This window comes from Pseudomonas sp. ADAK2 (genome assembly GCF_012935755.1).
GTDB lineage: Bacteria > Pseudomonadota > Gammaproteobacteria > Pseudomonadales > Pseudomonadaceae > Aquipseudomonas.
Window position 1 is genome coordinate 272,922 of the sequence record NZ_CP052862.1, and the last position, 16,354, is coordinate 289,275.

13 protein-coding genes are annotated in these 16,354 nt (G+C 60.9%); 7 read left to right on the forward strand and 6 right to left on the reverse strand.

Annotated elements, in window-relative coordinates:
- Positions 1-59: 59 nt before the first annotated feature.
- From HKK52_RS01390 to HKK52_RS01410, 5 genes are all read right to left on the reverse strand, one after another.
- Complete coding sequence (locus HKK52_RS01390) at positions 60-1,079, reverse strand: branched-chain amino acid aminotransferase (protein ID WP_169368974.1); 1,020 nt, start codon at positions 1,077-1,079, stop codon at positions 60-62.
- A gap of 297 nt (positions 1,080-1,376) precedes the next feature.
- Entirely contained in the window at positions 1,377-2,759 is a 1,383-nt protein-coding gene (lpdA, locus tag HKK52_RS01395; protein WP_169368975.1) for a dihydrolipoyl dehydrogenase, read from the reverse strand.
- Positions 2,760-2,762: 3 nt separating this feature from the next.
- The gene (locus HKK52_RS01400) at positions 2,763-4,040 is read right to left on the reverse strand and encodes a dihydrolipoamide acetyltransferase family protein (protein WP_169368976.1); all 1,278 of its coding nucleotides are present in this window, start codon (positions 4,038-4,040) and stop codon (positions 2,763-2,765) included.
- Positions 4,041-5,099 carry an alpha-ketoacid dehydrogenase subunit beta gene (locus HKK52_RS01405; RefSeq protein WP_054054417.1) on the reverse strand — a complete coding sequence of 353 codons (1,059 nt, stop codon included), beginning with the start codon at positions 5,097-5,099 and terminating at the stop codon, positions 4,041-4,043.
- A gap of 1 nt (position 5,100) precedes the next feature.
- Entirely contained in the window at positions 5,101-6,336 is a 1,236-nt protein-coding gene (locus tag HKK52_RS01410) for a 3-methyl-2-oxobutanoate dehydrogenase (2-methylpropanoyl-transferring) subunit alpha (RefSeq protein WP_169368977.1), read from the reverse strand.
- A gap of 186 nt (positions 6,337-6,522) precedes the next feature.
- Here HKK52_RS01410 and bkdR point away from each other — a divergent pair, with 186 nt between their 5' ends.
- Positions 6,523-7,011, forward strand: coding sequence for a Bkd operon transcriptional regulator BkdR (gene bkdR, locus HKK52_RS01415; protein ID WP_169368978.1), 489 nt, complete (start codon positions 6,523-6,525; stop codon positions 7,009-7,011).
- Between the two features lie 123 nt (positions 7,012-7,134).
- On the opposite strand, the gene HKK52_RS01420 is transcribed toward bkdR, so the two are convergent.
- Positions 7,135-7,998: an MBL fold metallo-hydrolase gene (locus tag HKK52_RS01420; protein WP_169368979.1), complete on the reverse strand. Its 864-nt coding sequence runs from the start codon at positions 7,996-7,998 to the stop codon at positions 7,135-7,137.
- A gap of 103 nt (positions 7,999-8,101) precedes the next feature.
- On the opposite strand from HKK52_RS01420, the gene HKK52_RS01425 reads away from it, so the two are divergent.
- The 6 genes from HKK52_RS01425 to nahK all read left to right on the forward strand — a co-directional run bounded on the left by HKK52_RS01425 (position 8,102) and on the right by nahK (position 16,192).
- Positions 8,102-8,437: an ArsR/SmtB family transcription factor gene (locus tag HKK52_RS01425; protein ID WP_123508688.1), complete on the forward strand. Its 336-nt coding sequence runs from the start codon at positions 8,102-8,104 to the stop codon at positions 8,435-8,437.
- 278 nt (positions 8,438-8,715) lie between these two features.
- Positions 8,716-9,960 carry an NAD(P)/FAD-dependent oxidoreductase gene (locus tag HKK52_RS01430; protein WP_169368980.1) on the forward strand — a complete coding sequence of 415 codons (1,245 nt, stop codon included), beginning with the start codon at positions 8,716-8,718 and terminating at the stop codon, positions 9,958-9,960.
- A gap of 9 nt (positions 9,961-9,969) precedes the next feature.
- The gene (locus tag HKK52_RS01435; protein ID WP_169368981.1) at positions 9,970-10,776 is read left to right on the forward strand and encodes a sulfite exporter TauE/SafE family protein; all 807 of its coding nucleotides are present in this window, start codon (positions 9,970-9,972) and stop codon (positions 10,774-10,776) included.
- Between the two features lie 210 nt (positions 10,777-10,986).
- Complete coding sequence (locus HKK52_RS01440) at positions 10,987-12,171, forward strand: porin (protein ID WP_169368982.1); 1,185 nt, start codon at positions 10,987-10,989, stop codon at positions 12,169-12,171.
- Positions 12,172-12,462: 291 nt separating this feature from the next.
- Positions 12,463-13,626 (forward strand): nitric oxide-sensing protein NosP, encoded by a 1,164-nt coding sequence (nosP, locus tag HKK52_RS01445; RefSeq protein ID WP_169368983.1) that lies wholly within the window; start codon positions 12,463-12,465, stop codon positions 13,624-13,626.
- The gene (nahK, locus tag HKK52_RS01450; protein WP_442962277.1) at positions 13,556-16,192 is read left to right on the forward strand and encodes a hybrid sensor histidine kinase/response regulator NahK/ErcS'; all 2,637 of its coding nucleotides are present in this window, start codon (positions 13,556-13,558) and stop codon (positions 16,190-16,192) included. Before nosP ends, nahK begins: the two co-directional genes overlap by 71 nt.
- The last annotated feature ends 162 nt before the right edge of the window (positions 16,193-16,354 follow it).

A 16,354-nucleotide genomic window follows, 5' to 3' on the forward strand; every position in this document is an offset into this window, starting at 1 on the left:
ATCCAACAAAAAGCCCCCGTCGATCACTCGATGGGGGCTTTTGTGCAACGGGCGTCAGGTCAAACCTTGACGATCCAGCCCGCTGGCGCTTCGATGTCGCCGGTTTGTACACCGGTCAGCTCTTTGTAGAGCTTCTGGGTGACCGGGCCGACTTCGGTTTCGCTGTGGAACACGTGCAGGTGGTCGTTGTAGCTGATGCCGCCGATTGGCGTAATCACGGCAGCCGTACCGCAAGCGCCGGCTTCCTTGAAGTCCGACAGTTTGTCGATCAGCACATCGCCTTCAACCACTTCCAGGCCCAGACGCGATTTTGCCAGTTCGATCAACGACAGGCGGGTGATGCCTGGCAGGACCGACGGTGACTTCGGGGTGACGAACTTGTTGTCGTGGGTGATCCCGAAGAAGTTGGCCGAGCCGACTTCCTCGATTTTGGTGTGGGTCATCGGGTCCAGGTAGATGCAGTCGGCAAAGTGCGCCTTCTTGGCTTGGGAGCCGGGCATCAGGCTGGCGGCGTAGTTGCCACCGACCTTGGCCGCACCGGTGCCTTGTGGGGCGGCGCGGTCGAAGCTGGAGATCAGGAAGTTGTGCGGGGTCAGGCCACCCTTGAAGTAGGCGCCGACCGGAATGGCGAAGATCGAGAAGATGAACTCCGGTGCAGTGCGCACGCCGATGTTGTCACCGACGCCGATCACGAACGGACGCAGGTACAGCGCGCCGCCAGTGCCGTAAGGCGGGATGAAACGCTCGTTGGCGCGGACCACGGCTTTGCAGGCTTCGATGAACTGCTCGGTTTCCACGAACGGCATCAGCAGGCGTGCGCAGCTGCGCTGCATGCGCAGGGCGTTCTGGTCCGGGCGGAACAGGTTGATCGAGCCGTCCTTGCAACGATAGGCCTTCATGCCTTCGAAGCATTGCTGGCCATAGTGAAGGGCAGTCGAGCCTTCGCTGATGTGCAGCACATTGTCTTCGGTCAGGGTGCCTGCGTCCCACTCGCCATTGCGCCAGTACGACAAGAAACGCTTGTCTGTCTTGATGTAGTCAAAACCCAGCTTGTCCCAATTGATGCTTTCGTTACCCATGACACCCTCTATCACTGAACAACCGCCGAAACGGTTCAAGGCTTCTGACGTTTTTTGGATGGGGACAACAATACTTCATTCCGGGCCTGTTTCGCAGCCTGGAATTCGATCTCTACGACCATCGACGCACCGATGTAGCAGCTGTCGAGCACCGCGAGGCAGCGTTCGGCGACGCAGTCGTCGTAAAACCGGCGATTGCGTTCTTTCAGACTGACCGCGTCAGCCGGATTACGACGACTGCGTCGCCGAACGCTGCCTCGCTCCGCTCGACAGCTGCTACAGGAGTTGTGCTCGGTTTTAGAGGTGCAGCGCGTGGCCAAGTGCACGCAACGCCGCTTCCTGCACCGCTTCGCCCAGTGTCGGGTGCGCGTGGATGGTGCCGGCGATGTCTTCCAGTCGTGCGCCCATTTCCAGGCTCTGGCCGAACGCTGTCGACAATTCCGACACGCCCACACCTACCGCCTGCCAACCCACAATCACATGATTATCCCGACGAGCGACCACCCGGACGAAGCCGGTTTTCGATTCCAGGGTCATCGCCCGGCCATTGGCGGCGAACGGGAAGCTGGAAACGATGCAGTCCAGCCCGGCAGTCTCGGCCTCAGTCGGCGTCTTGCCGACCACCACCAGTTCCGGGTCGGTAAAGCACACGGCAGCGATGGCAGTCGGATTGAATTCGCGGGATTTGCCGCTGATCAGCTCGGCGACCATTTCGCCCTGGGCCATGGCCCGGTGCGCGAGCATCGGTTCGCCACTCAGGTCGCCGATGGCGTAGACGTTGCGCATGCTGGTCTGGCAGCGGTTGTCGATCTTGATCGCCGAACCGTTCATCGCCAGATTCAGCGCTTCCAAGTTCCAGCCCTGGCTGTTTGCCTTGCGCCCGACCGCCACCAGGACCTGATCGGTTTCCAGGTTCAGGGTGTCGCCATTCGGATCAAACACTTGCAGTGTATTACTAGCCGAATCAAAGCCTTGCACGCTGTGCTTCAAGTAAAGCTTCACGCCGAGATGCTTGAGCGCTTCGTGCACAGGGTGCGTCAGTTCGGCGTCGTAAGCCGGCAGGATCCGATCCTGAGCCTCGACCACACTGACCTCGGAACCGAGCTTGCGATAGGCAATCCCCAGCTCCAGGCCGATGTAACCGCCACCGACCACGATCAGCCGTTTAGGCACGCTTTTCGGCGCCAGGGCTTCGGTGGAGGAGATGATCGGCCCGCCAATCGGCAGCATCGGCAGGTTCACGCTTTTCGAACCGGTGGCCAGCACCAGGTGCTCGCATTGAATGCGCGTGTCGCCGACTTCAACAGTCTTGCCGTCGATAACCTTGGCCCAGCCTTGAATGACCTGGACCTTGTGCTTCTTCAGCAGCGCCGAAACGCCAGTGGTCAGGCGATCAACGATGCCGTCCTTCCACTCGACGCTCTTGGTGATGTCGAGGGTCGGCGCGGAAACGCTGATGCCCAGGGCCGAATGCTGGCTGTGATGCTGAGTCTGGTGAAACTGCTCAGCCACGTGAATCAGCGCCTTCGACGGAATGCAGCCGATGTTCAGGCAAGTGCCGCCCAACGATTCGCCTTCCACCAGAATGGTCGAAATGCCCAGCTGACCGGCACGGATCGCCGTGACATAACCGCCAGGGCCGCCGCCGATAATCAGCAGCGTGGTGTTCAATGATTGCATTTCCTACTCCACAAACAGGGTGGCGGGTTGTTCGAGCAAGCCACGGATGGCCTGGATGAATTGCGCCGCGTCCATGCCATCGACCACGCGGTGATCGAAGGAGCTGGAGAGGTTCATCATCTTGCGAATCACGATCTGGCCTTTGACCACCATCGGGCGTTCGACGATTTTGTTCACGCCGACGATCGCCACTTCCGGCAGGTTCAGCACCGGCGTGCTGACGATGCCGCCCAATGCGCCGAGGCTGGTCAGGGTGATAGTCGAGCCGGACAGCTCATCACGGCTGGCCTTGCCATTACGCGCAGCAGTCGCCAAACGCGAGATTTCCGACGCGCTGTTCCACAGGCTGCGGGCTTCGGCGTGACGGACGACGGGTACCATCAAACCAATATCGCTTTGCGTGGCGACGCCGACATGCACCGCGCCGAGGCGGGTGATGACTTGGGCTTCATCGTCGTAACGGGCGTTGATCTGCGGGAAGTCGCGCAGGGCAACCACCAGCGCACGAACCAGGAACGGCAGCAAAGTCAGCTTGCCGCGAGTCGCGCCGTGTTTTTCGTTCAAGTGCGCGCGCAGTTCTTCCACGGCCGTGACGTCGATTTCCTCGACATAGCTGAAGTGGGCGGCGCGCTGGGTGGCGTCCTGCATGCGCTGGGCGATCTTGCGGCGCATGCCGATCACCGGGATTTGCTCTTCGTCGTTACGCTGGGCATAAGCAGCGGCAACCGGTGCCGAGGCATTCGACTGACCCTGGGCCAGATAGGCGTCGAGGTCTTCGTGCAGTACGCGACCCGCCGGGCCAGTGCCACGCACCAGGCGCAACTGGATGCCGAGGTCCAATGCATGTTTGCGCACGGCCGGGGAGGCCAGTGGGCGTTCGTCGGCTTCACGGGCAACCATCGGGCCTTGGCACACGGCGGCTGGGCGAGGTGCCGCCACCGGTTTGCTTTCAGCTTCAACGTTAGGCGCCACCGCCACCACCGGTGCTTCTTTAACGGCAACGGCTGCAGGCTGAGCGGACTCTTTATAGTTGCCCGCGCCTTCCACTTCAATGCTGATCAGGATGCTGCCAACCGCCATGACTTCGCCCGGCACACCGCCCAGCGAAATGACTTTGCCATGCACCGGCGAAGGGATGTCGACCATCGCCTTGTCGGTCATTACATCGGCCAGCACCTGATCTTCAACGACCATGTCGCCGACTTTCACGTGCCACACCGACAATTCAACTTCTGCAATGCCTTCACCAATGTCCGGCATTTTAATAACGTGCGTGCCCATTCAGACCTCCATAACCCGTTTCAACGCCGCGCCCACTCGGGACGGCCCTGGGAAATACGCCCACTCTTGCGCGTGCGGGTAGGGGGTGTCCCAACCGGTGACGCGTTCGATCGGCGCTTCCAGGTAGTGGAAGCAATGCTCTTGCACCAGGGCGACCAGTTCGGCGCCGAAACCGCAGGTGCGGGTGGCTTCGTGAACGATCACGCAGCGACCGGTTTTCTTAACGGACTTGACGATGGTTTCCAGGTCCAGTGGCCACAGGCTGCGCAGGTCGATGACTTCAGCGTCGACACCGCTTTCTTCAGCGGCGACTTGCGACACGTAAACCGTGGTGCCGTAGGTCAGGATCGTCACTTCCTTGCCCGGACGGGCGATGGCAGCAACGTCCAGCGGCACGGTGTAGTAACCGTCCGGCACTTGCGCGGCCGGGTGTTTCGACCACGGAGTTACCGGGCGGTCGTGGTGGCCGTCGAACGGGCCGTTGTACAGGCGTTTTGGCTCAAGGAAGATCACCGGGTCATCGTTTTCGATGGAGGCGATCAGCAAGCCTTTGGCGTCATACGGGTTGGACGGCATGACGGTGCGCAGGCCGCAGACCTGGGTGAACATGGCCTCGATGCTCTGGCTGTGGGTCTGGCCACCGTAGATGCCGCCGCCGCAAGGCATGCGCAGGGTCATCGGCGCGGTGAATTCGCCGGCCGAGCGATAACGCAGGCGGGCGGCTTCGGAAATGATCTGGTCCGACGCCGGGTACACGTAGTCGGCGAACTGAATCTCGGCCACCGGCCGCAGACCGTAGGCGCCCATGCCCACGGCGACGCCGACGATGCCGCTTTCGGAAATCGGCGCGTCGAACACCCGGGAGGTGCCGTACTTGCTCTGCAAGCCTTCGGTGCAACGGAACACGCCGCCGAAGTAACCCACATCCTGGCCGAACACCACGACGTTGTCGTCGCGCTCAAGCATCACGTCCATGGCCGAGCGCAGGGCCTGGATCATGGTCATGGTGGTCGTGGTCATGGCGGTTTCCAATTCAATGCTGGTGTTGTGGTCGTTCATGTCAGATCCCCAACTCTTGACGCTGGCGCTTCAAGTGCTCCGGCATCTCTTTGTAGACGTCTTCGAACATGGTCGCGGCGCTTGGCGTCTGGCCGCCGGCGAGGGTGCCGTACGTTTCGGCTTCTTTCTGCGCGGCGATGACTTCGGCTTCCAGTTCGGCGCTGACGGCGGTGTGTTCCTCTTCGGACCACTGGCCAATCTTGATCAAATGTTGCTTGAGACGCGCGATCGGATCGCCCAACGGGAAGTGGCTCCAGTCGTCGGCGGGACGGTATTTCGAAGGATCATCAGAAGTCGAGTGCGGGCCGGCGCGGTAGGTGACCCATTCGATCATGGTCGGGCCGAGATTGCGGCGCGCCCGTTCGGCGGCCCAGGCAGAGGCGGCATACACTGCAACGAAATCGTTGCCATCGACCCGCAGTGAAGCAATCCCGCAGCCAACGCCACGACCGGCGAACGTGGTGGCTTCACCACCGGCAATCGCCTGGAACGTGGAAATCGCCCACTGGTTGTTGACCACGTTGAGGATCACCGGTGCGCGGTAAACGTGGGCGAAGGTGAGGGCGGTGTGGAAGTCGGATTCAGCGGTGGCGCCGTCGCCGATCCAGGCCGAAGCGATTTTGGTGTCGCCCTTGATCGCCGAGGCCATGCCCCAGCCCACACCTTGTACGAATTGGGTGGCGAGGTTGCCGGAAATAGTGAAGAAGCCGTGATCGCGTACCGAGTACATGATCGGCAACTGCCGGCCCTTGAGCGGATCGCGCTCGTTGGACAGCAGTTGGCAGATCAGGTCCACCAGCGGCACTTCGCGGGCCATCAGGATGCTTTGCTGGCGATAAGTCGGGAAGCACATGTCGTCAATGTTCAAGGCCAGGGCCTGGGCGCTGCCGATGGCTTCTTCGCCGAGGCTTTGCATGTAGAACGACATTTTTTTCTGACGCTGGGCGACCACCATGCGGTTGTCGAAAATCCGCGTCTTGAGCATGGCGCGCATGCCTTTACGCAGGATCTCGGACGGCACACCTTCGGCCCATGGGCCAAGCGCGTTGCCCTGGTCGTCGAGCACGCGAATCAGGCCCTTGGCCAGGTCAGCGGTGTCGGCCGGTTCAACGTCGATTGGGGGTTTGCGCACCAGGCCTGCATCAGTCAGATGCAGGTAGGAGAAGTCGGTTTTGCAGCCGGGACGGCCCGAAGGTTCGGGAACGTGCAGGCGCAGCGGTTCGTACGCTTGGTTCATGGCTTCTACGCTCGATCTTGTGAATTTTTTGTAGTGAGCTGACGGTCATTCCACGGTGAGTGGAAATCTTGTCCTACAAACATCATAGGCCCGGCGCAGGAGAATATTTATCTGTGTTTCGTTGCGTTGGCGGTCATTTGAGGATAAAAAATCTGCATAAACAAAAATAACAGGTGGTTTTGTCTCATGCGCAAATTGGATCGTACCGATATCGGCATTCTCAATAGCCTTCAGGAGAACGCCCGCATCACCAACGCCGACCTGGCCCGCTCGGTGAACCTGTCACCGACCCCGTGTTTCAACCGGGTCAAGGCGATGGAAGAACTGGGGCTGATTCGCGAACAGGTAACGCTGCTGGATGCCGACCTGCTGGGGCTGCATGTGAATGTGTTCATTCACGTCAGCCTGGAAAAGCAGGTGGAAGAGGCGCTGGCGCATTTCGAAGAAGCGATTTCCGATCGGCCGGAAGTGATGGAGTGCTATTTGATGGCGGGGGATCCGGATTATCTGATCCGGGTGCTGGTGCCGACGATTCAGTCACTGGAGCGCTTCATGATGGATTTCCTGACCAAAGTCCCCGGGGTTGCCAACATTCGTTCGAGCTTTGCGCTCAAGCAAGTGCGCTATAAAACCGCGCTGCCGTTGCCGGCGAATGGGTTGACCCTCGGCGGTTGACGCTGGTGATCGTTCCCACGCTCCGCGTGGGAATGCATCCCGTGACGCTCTGCGTCACATCCGAAGCGGAACGCGGAGCGTCCCTGGCGGCATTCCCACGCGGAGCGTGGGAACGATCAAGCGTTAGAGTTTGTTGATGGGGATCTTCAGGTAAGTGACGCCATTGTCCTCAGCCGGCGGCATATTCCCCGCCCGCACATTCACCTGAATCGCCGGCAGCAACAAATTCGGCATGCCCAGCCCGGCATCGCGCTGGGTTCGCATGGCCACAAACGCCGCCTCATCCACGCCGTCATGCACATGAATGTTGCTCCTGCGCTGTTCGCCCACGGTGGTCTGGCACTCAGGTTCACGACCTTCGGGCGGGTAGTCATGGCAAACGTACAGCCGCACGCCAGCAGGGAAGGCCAACAGCTTGTGGATCGAGGCGAACATCTGATTGGCATTGCCGCCGGGGAAGTCGCAACGCGCGGTGCCGACATCCGGCATAAACAGCGTATCGCCCACCAGAATCACATCACTGTCGATCAAATACGCCATGTCCGCCGGCGTATGGCCGGGTACATGCAGGGCCGTGGCCTTGAGATTGCCGATCATGAACGACTCGTCCGGCGCGAACAGATGATCGAACTGTGAGCCATCGACACAAAATTCCGGCTCGAGATTGAACAGGGACTTGAACACGCCCTGGACCTTGCTGATCGACTGCCCGATCGCGATCTTCCCACCCAGTTCGCGACGCAGATACGGTGCGGCGGACAGGTGATCGGCGTGGGCGTGGGTTTCCAGCAGCCATTGCACTTGCAGCTGGTGTTCACGGACGAAAGCGATGACGCGATCAGCCTGCACCGTGGTGGTTCGCCCGGCCGCCGGGTCGTAATCGAGCACCGGGTCGACGATCGCGCAGTGCCCGCCAGCCTGCTCGTAGATCACGTAGCTGTAGGTTGACGAGGCGGGGTCGAGGAAGGCTTCAATCAGCGCGGGCATGGGACACGGACCTGTGGAAAGGTGGAAAGACAGTAACCGGTTGCAACACTTTATGTTTACACATAATGTCTGCAGCTTAAGTGACGTCGAAGGCATCCTGCAAATGCAATCCAGTCTGACCGAATGTGAAGTCGCCCAACTGCGGGCATCGGCCTCCAAAGCTTGCGCGCTGCTCAAGGCTTTGGCCAATGAGGATCGCTTGCTGATTCTCTGCCAGTTGACCCAGGGCGAACGCAATGTGGGCGAACTGGAAACCATGACCGGTGTGCGCCAGCCGACACTGTCGCAACAGTTGGGCATTTTGCGCGATGAAGGTCTGGTCGCGACCCGGCGTGAAGGCAAATACATTTTCTATGGGCTGGCCAGTCACGAAGTGATTCAAGTGATGAAGACGCTGTCCGGCCTGTATTGCGGAGCGGTATTGAAAAGCTGGGGCTGATCACATCTCTGTAGCAGCTGCCGAGGCACGAGGCTGCGTTCGGCTGCGAAGCAGTCGTAAAACCTGAACACGCGGTCTTCCTGAAGCACCGCATCGCCTGATTTTACGACTGCTTCGCAGCCGAACGCAGCCTCGTGCCTCGGCAGCTGCTACGAGCGAACGCAGCCTTGTGCCTCGGCAGCTGCTACGAGTGAACGCAGCCTCGTGCCTCGGCAGCTGCTACAGAGAAAGTGCTTGACCCGACTAAATGCGTGCAGCAGTAAAAAAGGGAACAACCAATGAACGATCAACACTGGGGCCCAACCATCAGTGCAGACATCGTGGTGATAGGCGGCGGCACGGCAGGGATTGGTTTTGTCGCCAGCCTGCTCAAGCGCGATCCGTCGTTGCACATCACCGTTATCGAACCCAACGCCCAACACTTCTATCAGCCGGCCTGGACCTTGGTCGGTGGTGGCGCCTACACCGTGCAAGACACGGTGCGGCCGATGGCCAGCGTGATGCCGCGTCAAGCCACCTGGCTGCAAGCGGCCGTCACTGACATCGCCGCCGACAGCAAGCACCTGACCCTCGACGATGGCCGCACCGTTGGCTATCAAAACCTCATCGTCTGCCCCGGCTTGCGCCTGGCCTGGGAGAAGATCGAAGGCTTGCAGGACACTCTCGGCCAAAACGGCGTGACCTCCAACTACAGCTATCAACACGCGGCCTACACCTGGGAACTGGTGAAGAACCTGCGCGGTGGCAAGGCGATTTTCACCCAGCCGCCGATCCCGATCAAATGCGCCGGGGCGCCGCAAAAGGCTTTGTACCTGTCCTGCGATCACTGGTTGAAAAGCGGTGTGCTGAAGCAGATCGACGTCGAGTTCAACCTCGCCGGCGCCGCGTTGTTCGGCGTGCCGACGTTCGTGCCGCCGCTGATGAAGTACATCGAAAAATACAACACGCGATTGGCCTTCACCTCCAACCTGATCAAGGTCGATGGCCCGGCGAAAACCGCGTGGTTCGAGGTCAAGGATGGGGCGGGCGCGGTCACTGTCGAAGAAAAAACTTTCGACCTGCTGCACGTAGTGCCGCCGCAAGTCGCCCCGGATTTCATCCACCAAAGTCCCTTGGCCGACGCCGCTGGTTGGTGTGAGGTAAACATGCACACGCTGCAGCACGTGCGTTATCCCGAGGTGTTCGGCCTGGGCGATATCTGCTCCACCAGCAACGCCAAAACCGCCGCTGCCGTGCGCAAGCAAATCGTAGTAGTCGCGGAAAACCTGTTGGCCCTGCGTAAGCAACTGCCGCTGCCGCTCAAGTACGACGGCTACGGTTCCTGCCCGCTGACGGTGGAGAAGGGCAAGGTGATCCTCGCCGAATTCGGCTATGGCGGGAAGTTGCTGCCGACCTTTCCCCTCGACCCGACCGTGGCCCGTCGCTCGGCGTGGTGGCTCAAGGCGACGTTGCTGCCGTGGTTCTACTGGAACGGCATGCTCAAGGGTCGCGAATGGCTGACCGCTGTGTCCAAGGTCGATTGAGAGAACCCTATGCTGCTGGCAAGTTTTTTTGGTGTGCTGATGGGCCTGGTCCTCGGTTTGACCGGCGCCGGAGGCGGGATTCTCGCGGTGCCGGCGTTGGTGCTGGGCCTGGGCTGGACCATGACCCAAGCGGCGCCGGTCGCGTTGTTTGCGGTGGGCAGTGCGGCAGCGGTCGGCGCCATCGACGGCTTGCGCCATGGCCTGGTGCGATATCGCGCGGCGTTGTTGATTGCCTTGCTGGGAGCGATTTTTTCGCCGCTCGGTATCTACTTCGCCCATCAGTTGCCGGAAAAGATCCTGATGATTCTGTTCAGCCTGCTGATGGTCATGGTGGCCTGGCGGATGTTGCGCAAGGAGCGTCAGGACGAAGGCCCAAGCGACCATGGCCACGCCAACTGGGGCCAGAAAAACTGCATGCTCGATCAACAGACCGGACGCTTTTCCTGGACCGCCAAATGCACCGCGACCCTGGCGGCCCTCGGCGCAGTGACCGGGGTGGTGTCGGGGTTATTGGGTGTGGGTGGCGGCTTTCTGATCGTCCCGGCGTTCAAGCAACTGACCGACGTGCAGATGCGCGGGATCATCGCCACCTCGTTGATGGTGATCAGCCTGATCTCGGCCATCGGCGTGATCGGCGCGTTTCACGCCGGGGTGCGAATCGATCGTCTGGGCGTGGCGTTTATCGTCGCCAGCATTGTCGGCATGGTCATTGGCCGCAAGCTCTGCGCCCGGGTTCCCGCCCGAACGCTGCAAGTTGGCTTCGCCAGTGTCTGCGTCGTAGTCGCCGCGTACATGCTGTTTAGAGCGGGCGTCTAACCGGTAGTGGTTCCTCCGGGCGCCAGTACCGCTCGCAGGCGTACGCCCAAAGTTCCGGGCCTTGCCGTGGCCCGGTCTTACGCCGGATTTGCCGCGCGCCACCGGCCCGTCCAAAGCACTTCACAACCGCCTCCAAGGCAGCGTATGACGCCGCCGGTCAGCTTTCGATAATCGCCTCCGACAACTTGTCCCCCTGTTGCGGAGCGCGTCATGCCTAACAATAAGAACTTCACGCATCGTTTCTTGCCTGCCGTTATCGCCGGTCTGTCGTCCCTAAGCCTGAGCTCACTGGCCGAGGCCGAGATCATGCTGTACGACAAGGACCAGACCACGTTCTCCACCGACGGCTACATCAACGCCTTCTATGTGAACAGCAAGGTCGACCGCGCCGGTGATCAGTACGACCGTCGGCAGGCACGAGTGAAGATGGGTTTTTTGCCCAACTATCTGGGCTTCAACATGGGCAAGCAGGTCGATGACCTCAAGCTCGGCGCCCGCGCTTCGTTCTGGGTGACCATCAACGACAGCGAAACCAACGGCACCGACACCGCCATCGACGTGCGCCAGTTCTACGGCACCGTGGCCAATCCGGAGTGGGGCGAGGTGCTGATCGGCAAGGACTTCGGGCTGTTTGCCCGTTCCAACATCCTGCTCGATGAACTGCTCGCCGGTTACGGCCAGGTCAGCGATAGCCTGGGGCTGGTGGACGGTGGTGGGGTGTCGTTCGGCAATATCGGCAGTGGTTATCCGTACCCGTTTCCCACCTCGCAAATTACTTACCGCACCCCGGTGATGGACGGCCTGCGCGTGGCGGTGGGGATCATGGACCCGGTGGACACCAACGACAGCAGTCCGTTGGGCAAGGCCTACCAGGAAAATCCGCGCACCGAGAGCGAGATCACCTACCAGTTCGATGTCGCCGGGGCGAAGATCTACAGCTGGGTCAACGGCAGCTACCAGACCTCGGACAACACCGATTCCAGCGTCCAGTCCGTCACCTCCAAAGGCCTCGGCTACGGCGTGCAGGCGAAAATGGGCGGGTTATCGCTGACCGGCTCCGGGTTCCAGGCCAAGGGCATCAACCCGTTCTTCACCAACAATGCCGGCGAAGCGACGTTGCGCAATGTCGACAGCAAAGGCTATCTGATGCAGGGTTCGTACAAACTGGGCAAGAACCGTTTGGCGCTGTCCTACGGCAAGACCAACGACGATGGCAACGGCGTGGTGGGCAGCGGCGCAGACTATGAAACCCGCGGTATTGCGCTGTTCCATGACGTCAATGACAACCTCAAGTTGGTGGCCGAGTACAACCAGTTCAGCATCGATGGCCACGACACCAATGCGCAGAACGAAGACACCGATACGGTTGCGGTGGGGGCGGTGCTGACCTGGTAAGGCTTGGGTGGCGAGTCTGGCTGCGCGCATCGCGGCGAGATTCGCCCCCACACAGATCCGTGTAGGAGCGAGGCTTGCCCGCGAAGAGGTCGTCACATTCAACATCAATGTCGACTGACACACCGCTTTCGCGGGCAAGCCTCGCTCCTACACGGATCTGTGTGGGGTTTTGTAGATCTGTCACCACTCTCATCCCATCGAAGCCCAAGACCGCTACCCAAGTAGCATACGTCCCGGCCCGCAGGCTTCGTACACTCGCACCTCATACATGCGCACCTGCGGGAGGCGACGATGCAGCAGGTCCAGAGTGAAGGCGTGGTCAGCGCGATGTCCCAGGCCACCGATGCACAGCAGGCGGCCCAGGAGTTGGCGCGACAGCTGTTGCATCCGCACCTGGGCTTTGTGCTGTTTTTCTGTTCCGCCGAGTACGACTTGCAGGCGCTGGGCCAGGCCTTGCAGCAGAGCTTCGGCGGGATTCGCCTGGTGGGTTGCACCAGCGCCGGAGAAATCACCCCGCAAGGTTACGGCCGCAACTGCGTGACGGCGGTGGGTTTCGATCATCGGCACTTTTCCATCGCCATCGAATTGATCGACGAAATGGAGCGCTTCAGCCTGATCGACGCCCAGCAAATGGTCGAACGCCTGGTAGGCGGTTGCCGCAGCAACACCCTGGCGCCGATCAAGGGCAACAGCTTCGCGCTGACCCTGCTCGATGGCCTGTCCAGCCGTGAGGAAATGGTCCTCGCCGCATTGAGCGCAGCGTTGGGCGACATCCCGCATTTCGGCGGTTCTGCCGGCGATGACAACTACCTGACCCACACCCATGTGTACTTCGATGGCGCGTTCCACAGCGGCGCGGCGGTGGTGGTGCTGGTCAACACCTGGCTCGACTTCGAAGTCTTCACCACCCACCACATCCTGCCCCGGGCGGAAAAACTGGTGGTCACCGGGGCTGACAGCGCGTCGCGACGGGTTTTCGAACTCAACGCCGAGCCCGCCGCCGAGGAGTATGCCCGGCACATCGGCGTTCCGGTGGCCGAGCTCGATCACCGGATCTTCGCCGCGCACCCGTTGGCGGTACGGATCAACGATCAGTACTACGTGCGCGCCATCCAGCAGGTGCACCCGGACCTGAGCCTGAGTTTTTACTGCGCCGTGGAAAACGGCATCGTCCTCACCGCCATGACCCCCGGTCCCATGCTGCCGAACCTGCAAGCGCTGTTCGAAGGCCTGGAAGAACGCCTCGGCGAGCTGTTGCTGACCATCGGCTGCGACTGTTTTCTGCGGCGCCTGGAATTGGAAGAGCGCGGCAGCCTGGAACCGATCGGGGCGTTTTTGCGCGAGCATCGGGTGATGGGGTTCAACACCTACGGAGAACAGTTCAATGGCATGCACATCAACCAGACCTTCACCGGGGTTGCCATTGCCCGAGGCCGTTCCCCTGGACACCGTTGAGCTCCAGGCGCAGATCGCCAGCCTGCAGCGCGACAACCACAAATTGCAGCGCATCAACGGCGCGCTGATCGAACGCATCGAATCCGGCATCACCCGTGGCAACGACCCGTATGCGGCGTTCCAGCATTCGGTGGTATTGGCCGAGCAGGTCCGCGAGCGCACCGACGCGCTGAACCAGGCCATGGCCGAGCTCAAGGCCGGCAATCACCTGCTCAGCGATGCACGGCTGCGCGCCGAAACGGCGCACCAGCATTTGATCGACGCGATCGAGAGCATTTCCGACGCCTTCGTGCTGTTCGACGAAGACCAGCGCATCGTGCTGTTCAACAGCCGTTTCAAGGCCTTTTGGGGTAACAGCCGGGTGCGGATCATCGCCGGCATGCACCTGGCCGAGGTCAAGCGGTTGATGACGGCGACTGGGTTGTTCACCGAAGAACCTCGCGGCCATGCCGACCAGAATCTGTTGTATCGCCTGCAAAATGGCCGCTGGTTGCAAGTCAGCGAACGGCCGACCCAGGAAGGCGGGCGGGTGATCCTGTTCACTGACATCACCGACGTCAAACTCAGCGAAACCGTACGTCGTGAGCAAGCCGTGGCGCAGAAATCCCACCTGCTGCAACGGGCCGTGGACAACCTGTCCCAAGGCGTGGCGATGGTCAACGCCGACGGCATTCTGGAATTGTGGAACCGGCGTTTCCTGGAACTCAGCGGTTTGGCGCCAGTGGCAGCCCATCGGCCGTTCGCCGAAGTGATCGCCGACAGCGAATTGAACCTGCTGACCCCGGCCAGTCGCGACAGCAATGGCCGGTCGGTCCAGGAATGCGAACAGCGCCTCTACGATGGCCGAGTGTTGGAAATCCGCACCCATCCACTGCCCACTGGCGGCTTCGTCAACACCTTCACCGACATCACCGAACGCTACCAGCACGCCGAAGCCCTGAGCGAAAGCGAGCGCTGGATTCGCCTGATCACCGACCATGTGCCGGCGTTGATCGCCTACCTGAACGCCGATCTGGTCTACGAATTCACCAACAAGGTCTATGAGGAATGGTACTGCTGGCCCCGGGGCGTGATGCTTGGGCAGAGCCTGCGCGAGGTGCACAGCGAGCAGCATTACCAGCGCCTGGAAGCCTACGTCAGCCGGGCCCTGGCCGGGGAGAGCGTGACGTTCGAGTTCGCCGAAACCAACATCAACAATCAGGAGCGCTACATGCTGCGCTCCTACGTGCCTAATCGCCTGGCCACTGGAGAGGTGGTGGGGATTTTTGTGCTGATCCGCGACATCACCGAACGCCGCCGCACCGCCGAAGCCTTGCACCAGGCCTATCAAAACCTTGAGTTGCGGGTGCGCGAACGCACGGCGGAACTGACTACCCTCAACGATCAACTGCTGCGCGAAATCGACGAGCGTCGGCGTGTGGAATCACGTCTGCGCGAAGCCAAGCTTGAAGCCGAGCAGGCCAACCTGTCGAAGACCAAGTTTCTCGCCGCCGTCAGCCACGATCTGTTGCAACCGCTCAACGCCGCGCGGCTGTTTACCAGCGCCTTGCTCGAACGCCGGGAGCCGGTGGCCAACGCAATTCTGGTGCGCAACGTCAGCAATTCCCTGGAAGACGTGGAAAACCTGCTGGGCACCCTGGTGGACATTTCCAAGCTCGACGCCGGGGTGATCAAGGCCGATATCGCGCCATTCGCCCTCAGCGAATTGCTGGAAAACCTCGCCGCCGAATACACCCAAGTGGCTCGCAGCGAAGGGCTGGAACTGCATTTCATCCCGTGTTCGGCGCTGGTGCGCAGTGATATTCAGTTGCTGGCGCGGATCCTGCGCAATCTGCTGAGCAATGCGATTCGCTACACCTACAGCGGTCGCGTGGTGCTCGGTTGTCGCCGGCATCATCAGCGCTTGTCGATTGAAGTCTGGGACAGCGGCATGGGCATTGCCGAAAACCGACTGGAAGAAATTTTCCAGGAGTTCAAACGTGGCGATGTGCAGCGCCCGGATCAGGATCGCGGGTTGGGCCTGGGTTTGGCGATTGTCGAGAAAATCGCCGGGATCCTCGGGCATCGGATTCATGTGCGTTCGTGGCCGGGCAAGGGCTCGATGTTTTCCGTCGAAGTGCCGCTCAGCGCCACGGCGCCCAAGGCGTTGCCGAATTTGCTGATGAGCGAGCCGATGCTGGAACGCCTGCGCGGTGCGCGGGTGTGGGTACTGGACAACGACGCGGCGATTTGCGCGGGCATGCGCACATTGCTCGAAGGGTGGGGGTGTCTGGTGGTGACGGCGCTGTCGGAGCAGGACCTGGCGCGGCAAGTGGACAACTATCACGAAGAGGCCGATTTGCTGATTGCCGACTATCACCTGGACGATGACCAGAACGGCGTCGATGCCGTGGCCCGGATCAATGCGCGGCGTGGTTCAGCCATTCCGGCGATGATGATTACGGCTAATTACAGCAATGAGCTCAAATTGCAGATCCGTGAGTTGGGGCACACCTTGATGCATAAGCCGGTACGGCCGATGAAGCTCAAGACGGCGATGAGTCATTTGCTCGGCCCAGCCCACTAACCCAAGTTGCCCCAGAACCTGTGTAGCAGCTGGCGAAGCCTGCGTTCGGCTGCGAAGCAGTCGTAAACCCTGACGGCGCGGTCGTCCTGATGAACCCCACTACCTGATTCACGACTGCTGCGCAGCCGAACGCAGGCTTCGCCAGCTGCTACAGGGAGTGTG